This is a genomic window from Streptomyces sp. NPDC048637, from assembly GCF_040650675.1.
GTDB lineage: Bacteria > Actinomycetota > Actinomycetes > Streptomycetales > Streptomycetaceae > Streptomyces.
Genome location: NZ_JBEZHQ010000070.1, coordinates 1 through 19,832 on the forward strand (window position 1 = coordinate 1; position 19,832 = coordinate 19,832).

20 protein-coding genes are annotated in these 19,832 nt (G+C 70.7%); 8 read left to right on the forward strand and 12 right to left on the reverse strand.

Annotated elements, in window-relative coordinates:
* Positions 1-488: 488 nt before the first annotated feature.
* Positions 489-1,139: a DNA-3-methyladenine glycosylase gene (locus AB0C46_RS39865; RefSeq protein ID WP_362834028.1), complete on the reverse strand. Its 651-nt coding sequence runs from the start codon at positions 1,137-1,139 to the stop codon at positions 489-491.
* Positions 1,140-1,307: 168 nt separating this feature from the next.
* Here AB0C46_RS39865 and AB0C46_RS39870 point away from each other — a divergent pair, with 168 nt between their 5' ends.
* The 3 genes from AB0C46_RS39870 (at position 1,308) to AB0C46_RS39880 (ending at position 3,567) form a co-directional block, all read left to right on the forward strand.
* Entirely contained in the window at positions 1,308-2,090 is a 783-nt protein-coding gene (locus AB0C46_RS39870) for a sporulation protein (RefSeq protein WP_362834029.1), read from the forward strand.
* 42 nt (positions 2,091-2,132) lie between these two features.
* Positions 2,133-2,672 carry a YbhB/YbcL family Raf kinase inhibitor-like protein gene (locus AB0C46_RS39875; protein ID WP_362834030.1) on the forward strand — a complete coding sequence of 180 codons (540 nt, stop codon included), beginning with the start codon at positions 2,133-2,135 and terminating at the stop codon, positions 2,670-2,672.
* Between the two features lie 391 nt (positions 2,673-3,063).
* Complete coding sequence (locus tag AB0C46_RS39880; RefSeq protein WP_362834031.1) at positions 3,064-3,567, forward strand: HNH endonuclease; 504 nt, start codon at positions 3,064-3,066, stop codon at positions 3,565-3,567.
* A gap of 54 nt (positions 3,568-3,621) precedes the next feature.
* On the opposite strand, the gene AB0C46_RS39885 is transcribed toward AB0C46_RS39880, so the two are convergent.
* The 4 genes from AB0C46_RS39885 to AB0C46_RS39900 form a co-directional block, all read right to left on the reverse strand.
* Positions 3,622-4,389: a sulfite exporter TauE/SafE family protein gene (locus AB0C46_RS39885; protein ID WP_362834032.1), complete on the reverse strand. Its 768-nt coding sequence runs from the start codon at positions 4,387-4,389 to the stop codon at positions 3,622-3,624.
* Between the two features lie 63 nt (positions 4,390-4,452).
* Positions 4,453-5,388, reverse strand: a complete 936-nt coding sequence (locus AB0C46_RS39890; RefSeq protein ID WP_018091753.1) for an SPFH domain-containing protein — start codon at positions 5,386-5,388, stop codon at positions 4,453-4,455.
* 101 nt (positions 5,389-5,489) lie between these two features.
* Entirely contained in the window at positions 5,490-5,903 is a 414-nt protein-coding gene (locus tag AB0C46_RS39895) for an NfeD family protein (RefSeq protein ID WP_018091754.1), read from the reverse strand.
* Positions 5,904-6,030: 127 nt separating this feature from the next.
* Entirely contained in the window at positions 6,031-6,843 is an 813-nt protein-coding gene (locus AB0C46_RS39900) for an ABC transporter ATP-binding protein (protein WP_362834033.1), read from the reverse strand.
* Between the two features lie 90 nt (positions 6,844-6,933).
* Between AB0C46_RS39900 and AB0C46_RS39905 the strand changes: the two genes are divergently transcribed.
* Positions 6,934-7,749 (forward strand): hypothetical protein, encoded by an 816-nt coding sequence (locus tag AB0C46_RS39905; RefSeq protein ID WP_362834034.1) that lies wholly within the window; start codon positions 6,934-6,936, stop codon positions 7,747-7,749.
* 119 nt (positions 7,750-7,868) lie between these two features.
* Here the strand turns inward: AB0C46_RS39905 and AB0C46_RS39910 are convergent, their stop codons facing one another.
* The 4 genes from AB0C46_RS39910 to AB0C46_RS39925 all read right to left on the reverse strand — a co-directional run bounded on the left by AB0C46_RS39910 (position 7,869) and on the right by AB0C46_RS39925 (position 10,582).
* Positions 7,869-8,114, reverse strand: a complete 246-nt coding sequence (locus AB0C46_RS39910; protein ID WP_362834035.1) for a chaplin — start codon at positions 8,112-8,114, stop codon at positions 7,869-7,871.
* A 155-nt stretch (positions 8,115-8,269) separates the two neighbouring features.
* The gene (locus AB0C46_RS39915; protein WP_362834036.1) at positions 8,270-8,512 is read right to left on the reverse strand and encodes a chaplin; all 243 of its coding nucleotides are present in this window, start codon (positions 8,510-8,512) and stop codon (positions 8,270-8,272) included.
* A 191-nt stretch (positions 8,513-8,703) separates the two neighbouring features.
* Entirely contained in the window at positions 8,704-9,333 is a 630-nt protein-coding gene (locus AB0C46_RS39920; RefSeq protein ID WP_362834044.1) for a response regulator transcription factor, read from the reverse strand.
* Positions 9,334-9,424: 91 nt separating this feature from the next.
* Positions 9,425-10,582 carry a GAF domain-containing sensor histidine kinase gene (locus AB0C46_RS39925; protein WP_362834037.1) on the reverse strand — a complete coding sequence of 386 codons (1,158 nt, stop codon included), beginning with the start codon at positions 10,580-10,582 and terminating at the stop codon, positions 9,425-9,427.
* Between the two features lie 186 nt (positions 10,583-10,768).
* Between AB0C46_RS39925 and AB0C46_RS39930 the strand changes: the two genes are divergently transcribed.
* The 3 genes from AB0C46_RS39930 to AB0C46_RS39940 all read left to right on the forward strand — a co-directional run bounded on the left by AB0C46_RS39930 (position 10,769) and on the right by AB0C46_RS39940 (position 14,135).
* The gene (locus AB0C46_RS39930) at positions 10,769-11,647 is read left to right on the forward strand and encodes an SDR family NAD(P)-dependent oxidoreductase (RefSeq protein WP_362834038.1); all 879 of its coding nucleotides are present in this window, start codon (positions 10,769-10,771) and stop codon (positions 11,645-11,647) included.
* The gene (locus AB0C46_RS39935; protein WP_362834039.1) at positions 11,644-12,792 is read left to right on the forward strand and encodes an S-adenosylmethionine:tRNA ribosyltransferase-isomerase; all 1,149 of its coding nucleotides are present in this window, start codon (positions 11,644-11,646) and stop codon (positions 12,790-12,792) included. Before AB0C46_RS39930 ends, AB0C46_RS39935 begins: the two co-directional genes overlap by 4 nt.
* A gap of 548 nt (positions 12,793-13,340) precedes the next feature.
* On the forward strand, positions 13,341-14,135 hold the full coding sequence (locus AB0C46_RS39940) for a transglycosylase SLT domain-containing protein (RefSeq protein WP_362834040.1): 795 nt from the start codon (positions 13,341-13,343) through the stop codon (positions 14,133-14,135).
* Between the two features lie 98 nt (positions 14,136-14,233).
* Here the strand turns inward: AB0C46_RS39940 and AB0C46_RS39945 are convergent, their stop codons facing one another.
* The gene (locus AB0C46_RS39945; RefSeq protein ID WP_362834041.1) at positions 14,234-16,831 is read right to left on the reverse strand and encodes an FHA domain-containing protein; all 2,598 of its coding nucleotides are present in this window, start codon (positions 16,829-16,831) and stop codon (positions 14,234-14,236) included.
* Between the two features lie 550 nt (positions 16,832-17,381).
* On the opposite strand from AB0C46_RS39945, the gene serB reads away from it, so the two are divergent.
* Positions 17,382-18,629 carry a phosphoserine phosphatase SerB gene (gene serB / locus AB0C46_RS39950; RefSeq protein WP_362834042.1) on the forward strand — a complete coding sequence of 416 codons (1,248 nt, stop codon included), beginning with the start codon at positions 17,382-17,384 and terminating at the stop codon, positions 18,627-18,629.
* Positions 18,630-18,770: 141 nt separating this feature from the next.
* Here the strand turns inward: serB and AB0C46_RS39955 are convergent, their stop codons facing one another.
* Positions 18,771-19,289: a histidine phosphatase family protein gene (locus AB0C46_RS39955; RefSeq protein WP_018091766.1), complete on the reverse strand. Its 519-nt coding sequence runs from the start codon at positions 19,287-19,289 to the stop codon at positions 18,771-18,773.
* Positions 19,290-19,373: 84 nt separating this feature from the next.
* A complete protein-coding gene (locus tag AB0C46_RS39960) occupies positions 19,374-19,586 on the reverse strand; it encodes a hypothetical protein (protein WP_362834043.1) in 213 nt (70 codons plus the stop codon).
* Between the last annotated feature and the right edge of the window lie 246 nt (positions 19,587-19,832).

The window sequence follows — 19,832 nt, forward strand, 5'->3', positions numbered from 1 at the left end:
TTCCTTTGTGCCTGTCTCACCAGGCTCTCCGGGCGCTTCCCTTCGGTCTTGCGTTTCCGACTCTATCAGATCCTTGCGGGCCCGATTTTCGCCGGTGCGTTTCCGCCTTTCGGCTTCTTCGCGTTTCCAACCTTACCAGATCCGTTTCCGTCTCTGGCGCCCTGTTGGAGCGGGTCGGCCGTTTCGCTTTCACTTTCCGGCCTTTCCGACTTTACCAGATCCGGTTTCGGTTCGATTCCGGTTCCGATTTCCGTCGGAGGTTCGCCTATGGGGCAGCTATTTACTGCTTGCCCTTTCGGCGTGGTTACTACTTTAGCGGCTCTCCCTGGCGACTCATAATCGGGTCGGCGGGTCGAATTTCGGCAACGCGAAAGAGGACCCGTTAGGGAATCGTTGAGAGTAGTTGGTTGTGCCGCCTGGCGGTCTGCGCAGATAGCGCTGCCCGTCTCCAGCGGCTCGGGCTACGTTAGGCGGTTCGCGATACAGAGTCAAGTAGCGGTGGTGGTACGGCGTCGGGGGACGTGGCGGCGGTAGGGGCTGACCGTGGGGTCGTCGGCGATCCAGTAGCGCCAGGGGTGGTCCGCGCCGTCTCCACCGACGCCGGTGCGCGGGCCGTTGCGTACCTGCTCGGGGGCCGGCGGCCGGCCCTGGAGCAGGGAGAGAGGGGCAGCGCCGCCGGTGCACAGGTCGGTGCTGTCGAGGGTGCGGTCGATGTCGAGGGCGGTGGCCAGGCGGGCCGGGCCCTTCGCCAGTTCGTTGGTGCTGCGGGCCTTGGGCCGGCGGCCGGCGGCCAGGGGTGTGCCGGTGAGGATCTCGCCGGCGCGCAGCAGGACACCGCTCGCCTTGCCCTCGGGGCCGCAGACCACGTTGAGGCTGAACCACATCCCGTAGATGAAGTAGACATACGCATGGCCGGGCGGGCCGAACATGGCGGCGTTGCGTGCAGTGCGGCCGCGGTAGGCGTGGGAGCCGGGGTCGGTCTCGCCGTCGTACGCCTCGACCTCGGTGAGCCGGAGGGTGATCGGACCGTCGGGGGTGTTCCGGAGGAGGGTGCGGCCCAGGAGATCAGGGGCCACGTCCACGACGGGACGGTCAAAGAAGTCGCGGGTGAGCGGCATACGTTCCGGTACGTCGGTCATGCGGACCGAGCGTAGTGCAGCCGTTGGGGAGGGCGGCTGGCCATGGAGGCGCCGTGATTGGGAAGGTGTGGCCCGGAACCGGCTTGCGCGGTTTCGCGTTCGTAGGAGTCAAGCCGAGATCTCGGCGCGCTACAGAGAGCACAGGCGTTCCGCCTGGGGAGGACGAGCATGGGATTCAAGAAGCTGATGGCGAGCCTGGGGGCCGGGGGCGCGTCGGTGGAGACGGTGCTCTTCGAGGAGAACGTGGTTCCCGGCGGGGTCGTGCAGGGCGAGGTGCGGATCCAGGGCGGTTCGGTGGCCCAGGAGATCCAGGGGCTGTCGGTCGGGCTGCAGGCACGCGTCGAGGTCGAGAGCGGCGACGAGGAGTACAAGCGGAACGTCGAGTTCACCAAGGTGCAGCTGGGCGGGGAGTTCACGGTGCAGGCGGGGGCGGCGCACACCGTGCCGTTCGGGCTGGAGATTCCGTGGGAGACGCCGATCACCACGTTCCTGGGAACGCATCTGCACGGGATGAGTGTCGGGGTGACGACGGAGCTGGCGATCGCCCGTGCGGTGGACTCCGGTGACCTGGACCCGGTGAATGTGCACCCGCTGCCGGCGCAGCAGGCGATTCTGGACGCGTTCGGGCGGCTCGGATTCCGCTTCAAGGCCGCTGACCTGGAGCAGGGCCACATCCGGGGGACGCGGCAGAAGCTGCCGTTCTACCAGGAGATCGAGTTCTTCGCGCCGCAGCAGTACCGCGGGCTCAACCAGGTCGAGCTGTCGTTCGTGGCGGACGACCGGGAGATGGACGTCGTCCTGGAGATGGACAAGAAGCCGGGGCTGTTCGGTGAGGGGTCGGACACCTACCGGTCGTTCACGGTCGGGCTGAACGACTTCGAGGGGACCGACTGGGCGGGATACCTCAATCAGTGGCTGGCGGAGGTCGGCGGTAAGCGGAACTGGCTCTAACCTGGCCGGACAGGTGTCAGCAAGCGACCAGGAGGTGTTGCAGTGTCCGAGCTGAAGCGGCGGCCGCTCCCGCACGATTTCCATCCGCCGGTGCCGGAGTTCACGGTGCTGAGCGAGGAGATGGAGCCGGGCGGGACGCTGCGGCCGGAGCAGGTCTTCGCCGAGGGGAACCGTTCGCCGCAGCTGCGGTGGGAGGGTGCGCCCGCGGGGACGAAGAGCTACGCCGTCACCTGCTACGACCCGGACGCGCCGACGGGCAGTGGATTCTGGCACTGGTCGCTGTTCGACATTCCGGCGTCGGTGACGGAGCTGCCGGCCGGTGCCGGGTCCGGGGAGATGAAGGGGCTGCCCGAGGGCGCCGTGCATGTCCGTAACGACTACGGGACGCGGGACTTCGGGGGCGCGGCGCCGCCGCCCGGGGACGGTCCGCACCGTTATGTGTTCACGGTGTACGCGGTGGACCAGGAGAAGCTCGGTCCGGATGCCGAGGCGTCGCCCGCGGTGGTGGGCTTCAACCTGCGGTTCCACACGCTCGGACGGGCCCAGCTGATCGCCGAGTTCGAGCTGCCCGCGGCGGGCTGAGCGCCGTAATTCCGTTGCGCCCCGGCGCTTCCCGCACGCACAGTGGTGGCTGTGCCGCCGCCCTTCATCAGGGCGTCGGGCAGCTGGTACCGCGATGGTGGGAGCGGCGGGGCGCAGGTGTGTCGTCCGCTGTTCGCCGGAGCCCGGCCTCGTGCCGGGTGTCCTCGCCGGCTGCCGTCCGCTCCGGGTCCCGCGTGTTTCACGGGGGTGGGACCCGGAGCGCACGCTTTTCGCGCCGTGCAGGGCGCCTCCGGAGCACCTCTTTTTCATCTGCCGATCGTCCGCCATTTCCCTTGTGGCATGCGGAAATTGCGTTGTTCGGGGAATACCTGCCGCTGCACAGTGGAGCAACTTCGCCGCGGGGGCGGAGCGGGTCCGGGAGGTGGGCGGGATGCGCGAGACGCTGGTGCTCAATGCGAGCTTCGAGCCGCTGTCGACGGTGTCGCTGCGGCGTGCGGTGGTGCTGGTCATGCAGGACAAGGCCATTGTCGAACACGCTCACCCGGGGCTGCGGATCCGTGCCGCTTCGGTGGACGTGCCGGTGCCGCAGGTGATCAGACTCTGCAGATACGTACGGGTGCCGTTCCGACAACGGGCGCCCTGGTCGCGGCGGGGGGTACTGGTGCGTGACCAGCACCGGTGCGCGTACTGCGGGCGCCGGGCGACAACCGTGGACCATGTCGTGCCGCGGTCGCACGGCGGTGGGGACACCTGGCTGAATACCGTCGCCTCGTGTGCGGAGGACAACCACCGCAAGGCGGACCGTACGCCCGAGCAGGCGGGGATGCAGCTGCTGCGGCGGCCGTTCGAGCCGACGCCTGCGGACGCGCTGCTGTCGACGCTGGGGGTGTCGGTGCGGGACTCGCTGCCGGAGTGGCTGGCGGTGCCGGCCTAGGGTCCGGCGGTCGGCCAGGGTCCGGCGGTCGGCCTCCCCCTTCGTGCACCTCCCCTATTTGAGGAGGAGTTGGGCGATGGCCAGCAGGCCGACGATCACGATGACGGCGCGCAGGACGGTGGGCGGCAGACGGCGGCCCACCGTCGCGCCGAGCTGGCCGCCGAGGGTGGAGCCGACCGCGATGAGGCCGACGGCGGCCCAGTCGAAGTCGGCGACGAAGAGGAAGAAGAGTGCCGCGACGCCGTTGACGATCGCGGCGAGGACGTTCTTGAGGGCGTTGATGCGCTGCAGGTCCTCTATGAGCAGCAGGCCCATCAGGGAGACGTAGAGCACGCCCTGGGCGGCGCCGAAGTAGCCGCCGTAGGCGCTGGCGACCAGGAGTCCGGCCAGCAGGGCGATGCCGCCGTCGCGGTGGGGGGTGGTGCCGTTGCGCTCGCGGCGGGCGCGGAGCGCGGCGGACAGCCTGGGCTGGGCGATGACGAGTACCAGCGCGACCGCGATCAGGGCGGGGACGATCGTGTCGAAGGCCTTCGAGGGCAGTGCGAGCAGCAGGATCGCGCCGGTCAGGCCCCCGACCAGGGCGGTGAGACCGTAGCGCAGGATCCGGCGGTGCTGGCCGGCGAGTTCGCGGCGGTAGCCGATGGCGCCGCTGATCGAACCGGGCACCAGGCCAAGGGTGTTGGAGACATTGGCCGTGACGGGTGGCACACCGAAGGCGAGCAGCACCGGGAAGGTGATCAGGGTGCCGGACCCGACGACGGTGTTGATCGTGCCGGCGCCGATTCCGGCGGCGAGGACGGCGACGGCTTCCCAGATGGTCACGCGAATTCCCCCGTGCATGATCGGTACGGTCCTGCCCGATCATGCACCAGGGGCGCGGCGCTGTCAGTCGATCGGGGGCGCTTCACGGTTCGGCGAGCTGGGCTTGGGGATGGAGCCGCCGCCCGTCGGGTTGAAGTTGCCGATGGCGCCGCCGAGGCCCTTGAGGGCGTCGCCGATCTCGCTCGGCACGATCCAGAGCTTGTTGGCGTCGCCTTCGGCGATCTTCGGGAGCATCTGGAGGTACTGGTAGGAGAGCAGCTTCTGGTCCGGGTCCCCGGCGTGGATCGACTCGAAGACCACCCGGATCGCCTGGGCCTCGCCCTCGGCGCGCAGGGCCGCGGCCTTGGCCTCACCTTCGGCGCGCAGGATCGAGGACTGCTTCTCACCTTCGGCGGTGAGGATCTGGGACTGCCGGACACCTTCGGCCTGGAGGATGGCGGCGCGCTTGTCGCGGTCGGCGCGCATCTGCTTCTCCATCGAGTCCTGGATGGAGGTCGGCGGCTCGATGGCCTTCAGCTCGACGCGGTTGACGCGGATGCCCCACTTGCCGGTGGCCTCGTCGAGGACGCCGCGCAGCGCCGCGTTGATCTCCTCGCGGGAGGTCAGGGTCCGTTCGAGGTCCATGCCGCCGATGATGTTCCGCAGCGTGGTGACGGTGAGCTGCTCGATGGCCTGGATGTAACTGGCGACCTCGTACGTCGCGGCGCGGGCGTCGGTCACCTGGTAGTAGATGACAGTGTCGATGTTCACGACCAGGTTGTCCTGGGTGATCACCGGCTGCGGCGGGAACGGCACGACCTGCTCGCGGAGGTCGATGCGGTTACGGATGGAGTCGATGAACGGGACGACGATGTTCAGGCCGGCGTTGAGCGTGCGGGTGTAGCGGCCGAAGCGTTCGACGATGGCGGCGCTGGCCTGTGGGATGACCTGGATCGTCTTGATGAGTGCGATGAACACGAGCACCACCAGGATGATCAGGACGATGATGATCGGTTCCACAGCGGCTCCCGTGCCCTTCGTTGCTGGTCCGTGCCGGCCGGCGACCGGCTTGACGTTGATCAGTCTTTCAGAGTCGTGGCTCGTCGCGCAGCGTGTTCGGGTCAGATGACGACAGCGGTGGCGCCTTCGATCTCGACGACATCGACCTGCTGGCCGGGCTCATAGACCTGGCTGCCGTCGAGGGCGCGGGCGGACCAGACCTCGCCGGCGAGTTTGATGCGGCCGCCGCCCCCGCCGTCGACCCGCTCCAGGACCGTGGCGCTCCGGCCCTTCAGCGCGTCGACTCCGGACGCGAGTTGAGGGCTCTGGCCGCGATGGCGGTTGGCGATGGGGCGTACGACCGCTATCAACGCGACCGATACGGCGGCGAACACGATGAATTGCAGGACGGTGCCGCCACCGACGCCTGCGGTGACGGCACCCGCGACGGCCCCGACCGCGAGCATCCCGAATTCGGGCATCGCGGTCACGACGAGCGGAATGCCCAGTCCTACGGCGGCGATCAGCCACCACACCCATGGATCCACAGCTTCATGGTAGATCCGTGAGGCGGCCCGGGACAGGGCACGATCGGTCAGGGAAGAGGAACACGCGCCGCCTCAGCGGCCCTTGAGGGGTGGCGGCCGGGCGACGGGCGGGTCATCAGGTCAGGGGCAGACCCTGCGCGGTCCAGCGGTCGTTGCCGTTGCGCTCGACGACCAGCGGGAGACCGAAGCAGTGGGAGAGGTTGCTGGAGGTCAGTTCCAGGTCGAGCGGGCCGGCGGCCAGCACCTTGCCCTGACGGATCATCAGGACGTGGGTGAAGCCGGGGGCGATCTCCTCGACATGGTGGGTGACCATGATCATGGAGGGGGCGTACGGGTCGCGGGCGAGGCGGCCCAGGCGGCGCACCAGGTCCTCACGGCCGCCGAGGTCGAGGCCGGCGGCCGGCTCGTCCAGCAGGAGCAGCTCGGGGTCGGTCATCATCGCGCGGGCGATCAGGGTGCGCTTGCGCTCGCCCTCGGAGAGGGTGCCGAACTTCCGGTCCAGGTAGGCGGTCATGCCGAGGCGGTCCAGGAAGGCCCGGGCGCGCTGCTCGTCGATGTCGTCGTAGTTCTCCTGCCAGCTGGCCGTCATGCCGTACGCGGCGGTGAGAACGGTCTGGAGCACGGTCTGGCTGCGCGGCAGCTTGTCGGCGAGGGCGATACCGGCGATGCCGATGCGCGGGCGCAGATCGAAGACGTCGACCTTGCCGAGCCGCTCGCCGAGGATCGAGGCGCTGCCGGAGCTCGGGAAGAGGTAGCTGGAGGCGAGATTCAGCAGCGTGGTCTTGCCCGCGCCGTTGGGGCCGAGGATGACCCAGCGCTCCCCCTCCTTCACCGACCAGGAGACCTGGTCTACCAGAGCCCGTCCTTCGCGGACCACGGATACGTCCACCAGCTCCAGCACATCGCTCATGAGCGCGTTGTCTCCCATTGCTTCTCGGTCGTCGCGTACACCTGCAGGCGCAGCCCCCCTGCAAACCTACGCCACTCGTTGTCGGTGCTCTTCCCTAGGCTGGGGACCATGCTCAATGAACCTCGTTCAGGACGACTGGCGGCATGGGGAAATGCCCTTTTGGCCGGACTTGTCTCACCTGATGAAGCCGCGCACCGGATCGCGGACGACGATGCGGTGCACCGCGTGGAGGGCCTGCCCGGGGAGGCGGCGCCGGTCGGGCTGACGCTCGCGCTGGGGCGGCTGCGGGCCCTGGGCGCGGTCGGCCTGCGGGTGGCGCTGCCGGTGCCCGGTCATCCGCTGGGGCTGTGCGGACCGCCGGAATTCAATGCGCGGGCGCTGGAGGCCGAGGAGGCGGTGCTCGCCTCGGGGGCCGGGCTCGGGCTGATTCCGGAGACGTACGAGGCCGGACCAGAGGGCGGCGCCGGGCCGGATGTGCATGTGGAGGTGGTCTGGCGCTGTCTGCCGGTGCGGGAGGCGCCGCCGGCCGATGTGCCGTCGCTCGGCGAGGCGGAGCGGGAGCTGGCGGAGGCGTTGCAGGAGGCGACCGGGCTGCTCTCGCGGCTGGATGTGGCCGGGGCCGGTCCGGTGGCGCAGGCGGCGCTGGCGGCGTACCGGGCGCGGGCGGAGGCCGGGCGGCAGGTGCTGGCTCCGGGGTATCCGCCGCGTGCGGTACGGGTGCTGGAGCTGGCGCAGCGCGTCGGTGCGCTCATCGGCATCGCGCAGCAGGCCGGTGGGGACGGCCGGGAGCACGGCGCGGCGGTGAGCTCGTCGGAGATCGCGGCCCGCGCCGAGGCGCTGCGGCCGGTGGAGCGTACGGCCCGGCGGGCGCAGGTGGCGGCGTACAACTCCGCGGTGGAGGAGCGGGAGCGGAACCGGGGCTGAAACACCGGGGCTGAAACGGGACAGGCCCCGCCGGACCATTGTGTGGTCGACGGGGCCTTCGCCGAAGTGGGACGCACAGCTCTGGGCAGGCGGAGCGGTGCACCCCAGATCGGACAACCTCAGTTGTTCGAGCTGGTGTTGTCGAAGGTGGGGTTGAGCGCACCGATGACATGGGCGCTGTTGCCGGTGGCGTTCACGGGGACGTGCACGGGCGCCTGCGCCATGTTGCCCGAGCCGACGCCGGGGGAATTCGTGGCCTTGCCGTCGGCCTGCGCGCCACTGGTGGCGAAGGCCGAACCGGCGGCCGCACCAAGGGCGAGACCCGTGGCGGCGAGGACGAGAGCGGCCTTCTTGGCGGTGTTCATGGGGGCGTGTTCCTCACGTGGTGGCACAAGGCCGGAATGACGGTGGGGAGGGAGGGGACCGGCCGCGCGTCCCAAGGCCGACTGGCCGGTCCGGGGCGACCCGCGCGGACCATGGCGTCGCGCGGGTCGAACGGATCCTGCGGGCAGGCCGCTGATCAGGGGTTGAGGCAGGGGCTGCCGAAGGTGGGGTTGAGCGCACCGATGACGGTGGCGGTGATGCTGCAGGCGTTCACGGGGACGTGCACCGGGGCCTGGACGCTGTTGCCGGAGACGATGCCCGGGGAGTCCACCGTGCCGCCCTGCGCCTGCGGGGTGTGCGCCGAGGCGACACCGGCACCCGCGAGGGCGAGACCGCTCGCCGCCACCGTGACGGCCATTGCGCGCTTGATGTTCTTCACTTCTCTGGCTCCTCGTTGCCGTTGTCGTGGCCAGCCGCCACGACTGCACTGGACAACGGCCCGGCCCGGGAAGGGATACGCCAAACGGGCTACGGCTACACGACAGTATGAATCTCGGATCTGAAGACGACATTCCGGTTGTGGTCGTTGTACGGGAGCGCCCGCGGTGGAGCGGTTCTCCCGTACGGCGGTCAGGCCCCGATGCCGTGCCGTACGGCCCACAGCGCGGCCTGCGTGCGGTCGGCGAGGTCGAGCTTCATGAGGATGTTGGAGACATGGGTCTTGACGGTTTTCTCGGACAGCACCAGCGCGCGGGCGATCTCGCGGTTGGAGCGGCCGTCCGCGATCAGGCCGAGGACCTCGCGCTCCCGGTCGGTCAGTGACGTACCGCGCCCCTGGCCGCCGTTGTTCTCCTCCTGGGCGAGCAGCGCGCCGGCCACCTCCGGCTGCAGCAGGACATGGCCCGCGTGGACGGAGCGGATGGCGCCGGCCAGCGCCTCCGGATCGATGTCCTTGTAGACGTAGCCGGCCGCGCCCGCGCGCAGCGCCGGGACGACGGTGCGCTGTTCGGTGAAGCTGGTCACGATCAGCACCCGGGCGGGGTTGTCCAGTTCGCGCAGCTTGCGGAGCGCCTCGATGCCGTCCATGGCGGGCATCTTGACGTCCATCAGGACGACGTCCGGGCGCAGTTTCTCGGCGGCGGCGATGCCCTCGGCCCCGTCGGAGGCCTCGCCCACCACCTCGATGTCCTCCTGGACCTCCAGGAACGTCCGCAGTCCGCGGCGCACGACCTGGTGATCGTCGACGAGCAGTACGCGGATGGCCCGGCCTTCACCCGTCGCCCGCCGGCCCGGGCGGCCCCTGCCGTCGTCCCGGGGAACCCCCGTCGCACCGTCCCTGTCCCTGTCCCTGTCAGCCACCGGGCACCTCCATCTCGACAGCGGTGCCCTTGCCGGGCTCCGACTCCACGGTGAGCTTTCCGCCGACCCCGCCGGCGCGGTCGTGCATCGAGACCAGGCCCAGATGACGGCCGGCCCGGCGGACCGCGCGGGGGTCAAAACCACAGCCGTCGTCGGCGATCCGCAGCAGCGCGCCCTGGCCGTTGCGGGTCAGGGTCACCTCGACGGTCTTGGCGCCGGAGTGCCGCAGAGCGTTGTGCAGCGCCTCCTGGGCGACCCGGAGAACGGCCTCCTCCTGGGCGGCGGGCAGCGCCCGGACGCTGTGGGCCGCGAAGGTGACCCGTGCCGAGTGGGCGCGGTCCAGGACCTGGACCTGTGAGCGCAGGGTGGCGATCAGGCCGTCCTCGTCCAGGGCCGCGGGCCGCAGTTCGATGACGGCGGCCCGCAGTTCGTCGGCGGCCTCCGCCGCCAGCGCGGCGACCTGGTGCAGCTCGTCCTTGGCGCGGGCCGGGTCGCGGTCGACCAGGGCGGTGGCGGCCTGGGCGGTGAGGCGGAGCGAGAAGAGCTTCTGGGCGACCGCGTCGTGCAGTTCGTGGGCGAGCCGGGCGCGCTCCCCGGCGATGGTCAGCTCGCGGCTGCGTTCGTAGAGGCGGGCGTTGGTCAGGGCGATGGCGGCGTGCTGGGCGAGTATCCCGAGCAGCCGCTCGTCCTCCTCGGTGAAGCGGCAGCCGTCCCCGCGGGAAGGAGGGATCTTGGGGCAGCGCTTGTTGGCCAGGAAGAGGGCGCCGAGGATCTCGTCGCCGTCGGCGACCGGCAGGCCGAGGAAGTCGGACATGTCCGGGTGGGCCGCGGGCCAGCCGCCGAAGCGCGGGTCCTCGCGGACGTCGGCGAGCCGCTCGGGGGTGGCGTTGTGCAGCATCGCGGCGAGGATGCCGTGCTGGCGGGGCAGCGGGCCAATGGCCTTCCACTGCTCGGCGCTGACGCCGTCCACCACGAACTGGGCGAAGCCGCCGTGATCGTCGGGCACTCCCAGGGCGGCGTACTCGGCGTCCAGCAGTTCGCGGGCCGAGGCCACGATCGTCTTGAGGACGTCGCGCACCTCCAGATGCCTGCTCATCGCCAGGATCGCGGTGCTCACCGCGGGAATCCCCGCTCCCGCTCCGTTGGTCATGGGCTCACCGTACCGGCGGCGCGAGCAGCCCGTATCGGTCCGATGACGGCTGCCGCCTACGCCCCCCGGCCTAGGCCGAATGCCCTGGCCATGGCCGGTCCGGCGGCCGACGTCCGGGGCGCGGTGGCGTTCCTACCGTGAGGGCGAGGGCCGGGCACCCGGTCCGGGCCGAAAGGGGACGCGATCATGCCGGTGGCGATCATCACTGGGGCATCGAAGGGGCTGGGCCGGGCGCTTGCCGCGGCGCTGGCCGGGCGTGGCTGGGATCTGGTGGTGGACGCCAGGTCGGCGGGGCCGCTGGAGGATGCGGCGCGGGAGCTGCGGGCAGCGGGGCGGGGGACGGCGGCCCGGGTGGTGGCGCTGCCCGGGGACGTGACGGACGCCGGGCACCGGGCGGCGCTGGTGGCGGCGGCCGGTGAGCTGGGCGGGCTCGATCTGCTGGTGAACAACGCGAGCGCGCTGGGGGCCGAGCCGCTGGTGCGGCTGGCGGACCATCCGCTGGACGGGCTGCGGACGGCGCTGGACGTGAATGTGGTGGCGCCCCTGGGACTTATCCAGGAGGCTTTGCCGCTTTTGCGCATGTCCTCCTATTTGCCGTCGTATGAGGAAGTAGATTCTCGTATGGAGCGTGCCTCTTCGGGTGGCGATGGCGACAATGGCGAGGCATACGATTCGCACCCCTACGGCGAGAATAACCGAAATGCCGGATCGTCCGATTCGTCCCCTTATATAGGGACAAGTGGGGCGATTCTCAACATCAGCTCGGACGCGGCCGTCGAGGCCTATCCGACCTGGGGCGGCTACGGGGCGGCAAAGGCGGCACTGGACCAGCAGTCGGCGGTGCTCGCGGTGGAGGAGCCGGGACTGCGGGTGTGGTGGGTGGACCCGGGCGATATGCGGACCGATCTGTACGCGGCCGCCGTCCCGGACGACGACGCCTCGGAGCGCCCGCTGCCCGGGACCGTGGTCCCGGCGCTGCTGCGGCTGCTGGACGGTGCCGCCCCCGGCGGGCGCTACACGGCGGCGTCCGTGGCGGCCACACCGGGCGAGGCGAGTGCCCGGTGATCGCGGATCTGCGGCAGGTCCCGGACGAGCTCTCGGCCCGGGTTCCGGCCGAGCAGCGGGGGCCCGGTCTGGGCCGGGACGCCGTACGGCTGCTGGTGAGCCGGGGCGCGGCCGAGGTCGGCCATCACGCCTTCGGGGACCTGCCGGACCTCCTGGCGGCCGGGGACGTCCTGGTGGTGAACACCTCACGGACACTGCCGGCGGCGGTGGACGGCCGGGTCGGCGACGGCCGGGGGCGCGGCGAGCCGGTGGTGGTGCACTTCTCGACCCGGGCCGACCGGTGGCATCCGGCGGGCCGGTCGGTGGCCGGCCGCTGGGTGGTGGAGCTGCGCCGCCCGGACGGGCACGGCAGCACCCGGCCGCGGGCGGGCGGCCCGGCGGGCACCGTGGTGCGGCTGCCCGGCGGGGCACGGCTGGCCCTGGAGGCCCCGGTGGATCCCGGCAGCGTACGGCTGTGGTGGGCGCGGGTGACGGGCGGGCGGGTGCCGGAGCTGATGCGGCGCCACGGGCGGCCGATCCGCTACGGCTACACGGACCGGGACCAGCCGCTGGCCGCGTACCAGACGGTGTTCGCGGTGGACGCGCCCGGCGGCGGCAGTGCGGAGATGCCGAGTGCCGCCCGGCCCTTCACCGCGGAATCGGTGGCGCGGCTGGTGAGCAAGGGGGTGCAGTTCGCGCCGGTCTCGCTGCACACGGGGGTCGCCTCGGCGGAGGCGTTCGAGCCGCCGTATCCGGAGCGGTTCGTGGTGCCACCGGTCACGGCATGGCTGGTGAACGCCGTACGGGCCCGGAGCAGGGCGGCGGCGCGGCGGCACGGTGCGGCACGGGGTGCCCCGGCCGGGCGGATCGTGGCGGTGGGGACCACGGCCGTTCGGGCCCTGGAGTCGGCGGCCGGCCCGGACGGGCGGGTACAGCCCGCGGCCGGCTGGACGGATCTGGTGGTGACGCCGGAGCGCGGGGTGCGGGCGGTGGACGGCCTGCTCACCGGGCTGCATGAGCCCACCGCATCCCATCTGCTGATACTGGAGGCCGTGGCGTCGGTGACGGGGGACGGGGAGGCGCTGGGGCGCGCCTACGCGGCGGCGGTGCGGCGGCGCTACCTGTGGCACGAATTCGGTGATCTGCATCTGGTGCTGCCGGACTGAGGTCCGGAGTCGGCGGGGGCCGCGCCCGACGGAGCGCCGGACACCTGCCCATGCCGCCGGTCACGCCGCTGGTCACGCCGCCGGTCAGGGCGCCTGCGGAGGCGGCGGAGGCGGCGGAGCGGGCCCGTCGGCGCGAAGGCGTGCGCGGTGATTCCGGTGGGCCATCCGGCACCGGAATGCGAAGTGCCCGTTTTGACCAGAAAGTCCCCAGACCGGTTCGCGGTCACGTTCCGATGCATACAGGCTGTGCATTTGCAATTACGCCTGGCGAGACAAACCCCTTCGCACTGTGACGCCGCGCATAGGACGCAGGTCACTTACGAGCCGGGGTAGTGGCGCAGCAAATAGCGCGTGAGCTGGGGTGCTTCTATCCGGGACGGAATATTGCGCACTGTGGTTCCACTAACGCGGATCGTACGTCACACCTTTGCCGGGGGAATTTCCGGCCGCTAAGAATGGCTCCCGTCGCTCGGCGCCGTGGTCGGAACTCGGCGTTCGCCCCGCTCAAGGCCCGTGCGACGTCCCCCCACCGGAAGGTCCGTCCCGCCATGCCCAAGCACGCCATTTCTGGTCTCCACCGCCTGACCCGGACGCACAAGGTCGCCGTCGCCGGTGTCGCCGCCGCCGGTGCCGCCGCGCTGGTCTTCACCGCCGTTCCGGGTGCCGACGCCGATCAGGGCAAGAGCCAGGCCACCGCCGTCGAGAACGTGAAGCCGGTTGCCTTCAGCGCGGTCGACACCGCCGCCAAGACCCAGCAGGCCACGATCACCCAGCAGGCCGACAACTCCGCCGCCAAGGGCAAGGCCGAGGCCGCCGCCAAGAAGGCCGCCGCCGAGAAGGCCGCGAAGGCCAAGGCCGCCGCCGCGGCGAAGGCCAAGGCCGAGAAGGCGCGCGCGGCGAAGGCCGCGGCGAGCCACTCCGAGGTGCGCACCGCGATCCCCGCCGCCGCCCCGAAGCCGGCCGTCAAGCCCGCCGCCAAGCCCGCCGCCAAGCCCGCCGCCAAGCCCGCCGCCAAGGTCTACCCGGACAACCTGGACGGCTGGATCCGCGAGTCGCTGGACATCATGGCCAAGAAGGGCATCCCCGGCTCCTACGACGGCATCCACCGCAACATCATGCGGGAGTCCAGCGGTAACCCGATGGCCATCAACAACTGGGACATCAACGCCATCAACGGCACCCCGTCCAAGGGCCTGCTCCAGGTGATCGCGCCGACCTTCAACACGTACCACGTCGAAGGCACCTCCTGGAACATGTACGACCCGGTCGCCAACATCACCGCCGCCTGCAACTACGCGGCCGACCGCTACGGCTCGATGGACAACGTCAACTCGGCCTACTGAGCCGACGGTTCACGCAGTCCGCGTCCGCGCGCACACCGCCGAGGGGCGGCACCCGGTTCGGGTGCCGCCCCTCGGGCGTGCCGGTGCGCTGCGCGGCACTACTTGCGCATGACCTCCGGCTCGTGGCGGCGCAGCAGCCGCGCGACGACGAAGGCGAGCGCGATGCCCAGCGTGATCAGGATGATCATGTCCATCACGTAGACGCCGGTCTGGTGCTTCCACAGCGGGTCCGGGTTGCCCGGCTCCCACGGCAGCAGCGTGTTCATGTCGGCGGTCGCGCCCATCGCGCCGACGGCCCAGCGCGACGGCATCAGCCAGGCGAACTGTGCGACGCCCACCGTGTCGAAGAGCTGGAAGAGCACGCCGGTGAAGACGACCTGGACGATGGCGAACATGACCAGCAGCGGCATGGTCTTCTCGGCGGTCTTGACCAGCGCGGAGATGATCAGGCCGAACATCATCGAGGTGAAGCCGAGCGCGATGATCGCCAGCGCCATCTCGATCGCCGGGACGTTCTCCACCAGGAGGCCCTCGTCGGGCATGTTCCGGGTCGAGAAACCGATCGCCGCGATGATCACGCCCTGGATGGCCGTGACCACCCCGAGCACGATCACCTTGGACATCAGATACGCCGACCGCGACAGGCCGGTGGCCCGTTCCCGCTCGTAGATGACCCGCTCCTTGATGAGCTCACGGACCGAGTTGGCGGCGCCCGAGAAGCACATACCGACCGCGAGGATCAGCGAGATGGTGCTCGCGTCGCGGTTGGTGCGGCCCTTGGCGATCGGCCCGTACCCGAGGCCGTAATCGCTGGGGATCAGCATCGAGACCACACCGAGCACCGCGGGCAGGATCAGCATCAGCCCCAGGAAACCGCGGTCGGAGGCGAGCACCGAGACATAGCGGCGCATCAGCGTCCACAGCTGCGAACCCCAGCTCTGGGACTTCTGTATCCGGGCCGGCGGCGTCTGGACGTTGACCGACTGCGGGGCGACGGCGTCGATGTCGGCGGCGTACATCTGGTAGTGCGGGGAGCCGCGCCAGCGCCCCATCCAGTCGTAGTCGCGGTAGTTCTCGAACGCCGAGAAGACATCCGCCCAGGTGTCGTACTGGAAGAAGTTGAGCGCTTCCTCGGGCGGGCCGAAGTAGGCCACGCCGCCGCCCGGGGCCATCACCAGCAGCTTGTCGCACAGCCCGAGTTCGGCCACCGAGTGCGTGACGACCAGGACCGTACGGCCGTCGTCCGCGAGGCCGCGCAGCAGCTGCATGACATCGCGGTCCATGCCCGGGTCGAGTCCGGAGGTCGGCTCGTCCAGGAAGATCAGCGACGGCTTGGTGAGCAGCTCCAGGGCCACCGACACCCGCTTGCGCTGACCACCGGAGAGCGAGGTGACCCGCTTGTCCTTGTGGATGTCGAGCTTGAGCTCGCGCAGCACCTCGTCGATCCGGGCCTCGCGCTCGGACTCCGCGGTGTCGCCGGGGAAGCGGAGCTTGGCGGCGTAGCGCAGCGCCTTTTGGACGGTCAGTTCCTTGTGCAGGATGTCGTCCTGCGGGACCAGGCCGATGCGCTGGCGCAGTTCGGCGAACTGCTTGTAGAGGTTCCGGTTGTCGTAGAGGACATCGCCCTGGTTGGCGGGCCGGTAGCCGGTCAGCGCCTTGAGCAGGGTCGACTTGCCGGAGCCCGACGGGCCGATGACCGCGACCAGCGACTTCTCGGGGACGCCGAAGGAGACGTCCTTGAGGATCTGCTTGCCGCCGTCGACGGTGACGGTCAGATGGCGGGCCGAGAAGGAGACCTCGCCGGTGTCGACGAACTCCTCCAGGCGGTCGCCGACCAGCCGGAAGGTGGAGTGACCGACGCCGATGATGTCGTTCGGGCCGATCACCGCCGTACCGGACTTGGTGACCGGCTGACCGTTGACATAGGTGCCGTTGTGGCTACCCAGGTCGCGGATCTCGAAGCGGCCGTCGGGGGTGGCGCGGAACTCGGCGTGGTGGCGGGAGACCTGGAGGTCGGAGACGACCAGCTCGTTCTCCAGCGCACGGCCGATACGCATCACCCGGCCCGTGTCGAGGCGGTGGAAGGTGGTCGGGCTGCGGTCACCGTGGACCGGGCCGCCGCCCGCCCTCTGCGCGGGGCGCTCCTGCGGCGGGCGGGCCTGCTGCGGGGGCACGGCCTGCTGCGGCTGCGGTGCCTGCTGGGGCGGGACGTAGGGCGGCTGCTGTCCCTGCGGCGGCGCCTGCCAGCCCTGCTGGGCGGGCGGCTGGTGAGCGGGCGCCTGCTGGGCCGGCAGTTGATGCGCAGGCGGCTGGTGCGCAGGGGGTGCCTGCCAGCTCTGCGCGGCCTGCTGCTGCGGCGCCATCGCGGGCCGCGCGCTGAAGGCGTCCGCGGCCGGGGCCGACAGGGTCACCCGAGGGCCGTCGGTGGCATTGCCCAGATGCACGGTCGAGCCGGGGCCGATCTCCATCTGGTGGATCCGCTGGCCCTGGACGTACGTGCCGTTGGTGCTGCCCTGGTCTTCGATGATCCAGCCGCGGCCGGCCCATCTCACGGTGGCGTGCCGCCAGGAGACCCTGGCGTCGTCGAGCACCATGTCGCCCTGCGGATCACGGCCCACGTTGTAGGACCGGGACGGGTCGAGCGTCCAGGTCCTTCCGTTCAATTCGAGTACGAGTTCAGGCACTCCATGCCCCATTACATAGTCCCCCGAGTGACGCCCTGTATGGGAAGTCTAGGGATGGCGAACATCGTGAGGAACTATTTCAGGCTCGGCCCACCGACCGGAAACCGGGACGGGACCGGGGCGTGCGGGGCCCGCGCCGGTGCCCGCCAAACTCTCCCGGAGCACGGGAAGAACCCATGGATGGGCAGTGATCACCGGATTCCGGGTTTTCCGGACGGACCGGGTACCGCGGGGAGCGGCCACACCCGCCGGGCACGCCATGCACGTCCGCCCCGGAGGCCGCATTATGGGATGAAGCGGATGAATGCCCGGCCGGCAGCGCGGCCCGCCGCGGTCGCGTTCCGTCGGCCTGCCGAACGTTCCGGTCCGGCAAGGGCGTTGGCATACCGAACAGATGCCCCGGCCAACGGCCCGGGGCGGGCCGGACACGACTCCATAACGATCGACGACGGCGGCCGGGGCCGGAAGCGAGGGGGTGCGGCGCGAGGGCACGGGGCCGCGCCGGTCCGAACCCCGGACAGCCGTACGGACGCGTCCGCCCGGCGGTTACCGTAAGGGCACCATGAGCGCATCGCAGATCCCGCCTGCCACCGCCGTACCGGGCGATGACGTACCGACCCTGCTCGTCAAGATCTTCGGGAAGGACCGGCCCGGCATCACCGCAGGTCTCTTCGACACCCTCGCTGCCTACTCCGTCGATGTCGTGGACATCGAACAGGTGGTGACCCGGGGCCGCATCACGCTGTGCGCACTGGTCACCGCCCCCTCCCCCGCCGACAGCGCCTCCGGTACGTCCGAGGGCGACCTGCGGGCCACCGTCCACAGCTGGGCCGAGTCGCTGAACCTCCAGGCGGAGATCATCTCCGGCCGCGGTGACAACCGCCCGCGCGGCACCGGACGTTCGCACGTCACCGTGCTGGGACATCCGCTCACCGCCGAGTCGGCCGCCGCGATCGCCGCGGCCATAACGTCCACCGGCGGCAACATCGACCGCATTTTCCGGCTTGCCAAGTATCCGGTGACCGCCGTCGAGTTCGCGGTCTCCGGTGCGGCGACCGAGGCGCTGCGCAGTGTGCTGGCGCCCGAGGCCGCACAGCTCGGGGTGGATGTCGCCGTGGTGGCGGCCGGACTGCAGCGCCGGGCGCAGCGGCTGGTCGTCATGGACGTCGACTCGACGCTCATCCAGGACGAGGTCATCGAGCTGTTCGCGGCGCATGCCGGCTGTGAGGCCGAGGTCGCCGAGGTCACCGCCGCCGCGATGCGCGGTGAGCTGGACTTCGAGCAGTCGCTGCACGCCCGGGTCGAGCTGCTCGGCGGGCTGGACGCGTCCGTGGTCGAGGCCGTACGCAAGGAGGTGCGGCTCACCCCCGGGGCCCGCACCCTGGTACGGACCCTCAAGCGGCTCGGCTACCAAGTCGGCGTCGTCTCGGGCGGCTTCACCCAGGTCACCGATGCGCTCAAGGAAGAGCTGGGGCTGGACTTCGCCTCCGCCAACACCCTGGAGATCGTCGACGGCAAACTCACCGGACGGGTCACCGGCGACATCGTGGACCGGGCCGGCAAGGCCAGGCTGCTGCGGGACTTCGCACAGCAGGCGGGGGTGCCGCTCGCGCAGACCGTGGCGATCGGGGACGGCGCCAACGACCTCGACATGCTGAACGCGGCCGGGCTCGGTGTCGCCTTCAACGCCAAGCCGGTGGTGCGGGAGGCGGCGCACACCGCCGTGAATGTGCCGTTCCTGGACACCGTGCTGTATCTGCTGGGCATCACCCGCGATGAGGTCGAGGCGGCGGACACCCACGTCGGGTGACCCGCACGACCCGGGCCGGCCACGGCCGGCCTGACCTGACGAGACGACGTCCCCGCACAGCCGAGGGCCCCGGCAGAACCTCTGCCGGGGCCCTCGTCGTCTCCGCTCCCCGCACGCACCGGGCGTGCGGAGGCGCCGGGATCACTCGTGCGGCGTCCAGTACGCGACCAGGCGTCCGACGCCGTGCTCGACGGACTTCCAGGAGCCGTTGAAGGTCAGTACGGCCACCGAGGCGGTCGGGAAGCCGCTGCGGTTCATCCGCGGCAGCAGATCGCCGTCGGCCTCACCGGAGAGTGCGTCGGCGAGGGCGTGCACCCCGGGGTTGTGCCCGACCAGCATCAGATCGTTCACCTCGTCGGAGGTCTCGTTCAGCAGCGCGATGAGCTCACCGAGAGAGGCTTCGTAGATCCGCTCCTCGTAGACGGTCTTGGGCCGCTGCGGGAGCTCATGGACGGCGAGCTTCCATGTCTCGCGGGTGCGCACTGATGTCGAGCACAAGGTCAGATCAGGGGTGATCCCGGCTCCGGCCAGCCAGCGGCCGGCGACCGGGGCATCCTTGCGGCCGCGGTCGGCGAGCGGGCGCTCATGGTCGCTGCTGTCCGACCATTCGGCCTTGGCATGTCGGAGGAGGACAATCCGGCGGGGTGTATCGGCGCTCATGCGTCCCAGCTTCGCACGAAAGGCGGCGCGGGGCGCGGGGTGTTGAAGCGCTCGTTCCGCCGGGTGGGACACGGGGACGGCTGATCACCAGACACCGCCGCGCACCAGCTCGGCCAGGAATTCCAGCAGCGGGGCCAGGCCCTGCCGGGCACTCGCGGCGCTCGCCTCGGGGGAGCCGGCGACGAGCGCCAGCAGGGCTGTGAAGGAGACCACCGGCAGGGCCAGCGCCCACCACGGCAGCCGCGTCCGCAGACGGGACGCCTTGGCTGCGGGTGACCGGCGGGACGCGGCGGACATGCGGAGTGCCTCCGTGGTGCGTCGACGAGCGGCACGGCCGCGGACCGCGGCGCGCCCACCGCTGTCTGCGGTGTGCTTCGACGCTACGGATCACCGGCGGCCGTTCCTACCCGGGAAGCCACCCACTTTCCCCTGAGGCCTGCCCCCTAGGTGTACTGACCGGAGACGTTGATTGAGAGCAGGCCGTTCTGATCGGTCACGTGGCTGGGGTCGAGTGTCTTTCAGCCAGGTCTCTGGCGAGCCGGC

Bases quoted from the DNA above. Each gene is read 5' to 3' on its own strand.
- AB0C46_RS39865 (WP_362834028.1), bottom strand. From the start codon at position 1,139: ATGACCGACGTACCGGAACGTATGCCGCTCACCCGCGACTTCTTTGAC.
- AB0C46_RS39870 (WP_362834029.1), top strand. From the start codon at position 1,308: ATGGGATTCAAGAAGCTGATGGCGAGCCTGGGGGCCGGGGGCGCGTCG.
- AB0C46_RS39880 (WP_362834031.1), top strand. From the start codon at position 3,064: ATGCGCGAGACGCTGGTGCTCAATGCGAGCTTCGAGCCGCTGTCGACG.
- AB0C46_RS39900 (WP_362834033.1), bottom strand. From the start codon at position 6,843: ATGGGAGACAACGCGCTCATGAGCGATGTGCTGGAGCTGGTGGACGTA.
- AB0C46_RS39905 (WP_362834034.1), top strand. From the start codon at position 6,934: ATGCTCAATGAACCTCGTTCAGGACGACTGGCGGCATGGGGAAATGCC.
- AB0C46_RS39910 (WP_362834035.1), bottom strand. From the start codon at position 8,114: ATGAACACCGCCAAGAAGGCCGCTCTCGTCCTCGCCGCCACGGGTCTC.
- AB0C46_RS39925 (WP_362834037.1), bottom strand. From the start codon at position 10,582: ATGACCAACGGAGCGGGAGCGGGGATTCCCGCGGTGAGCACCGCGATC.
- AB0C46_RS39930 (WP_362834038.1), top strand. From the start codon at position 10,769: ATGCCGGTGGCGATCATCACTGGGGCATCGAAGGGGCTGGGCCGGGCG.
- AB0C46_RS39940 (WP_362834040.1), top strand. From the start codon at position 13,341: ATGCCCAAGCACGCCATTTCTGGTCTCCACCGCCTGACCCGGACGCAC.
- AB0C46_RS39945 (WP_362834041.1), bottom strand. From the start codon at position 16,831: ATGGGGCATGGAGTGCCTGAACTCGTACTCGAATTGAACGGAAGGACC.
- serB (WP_362834042.1), top strand. From the start codon at position 17,382: ATGAGCGCATCGCAGATCCCGCCTGCCACCGCCGTACCGGGCGATGAC.
- AB0C46_RS39955 (WP_018091766.1), bottom strand. From the start codon at position 19,289: ATGAGCGCCGATACACCCCGCCGGATTGTCCTCCTCCGACATGCCAAG.
- AB0C46_RS39960 (WP_362834043.1), bottom strand. From the start codon at position 19,586: ATGTCCGCCGCGTCCCGCCGGTCACCCGCAGCCAAGGCGTCCCGTCTG.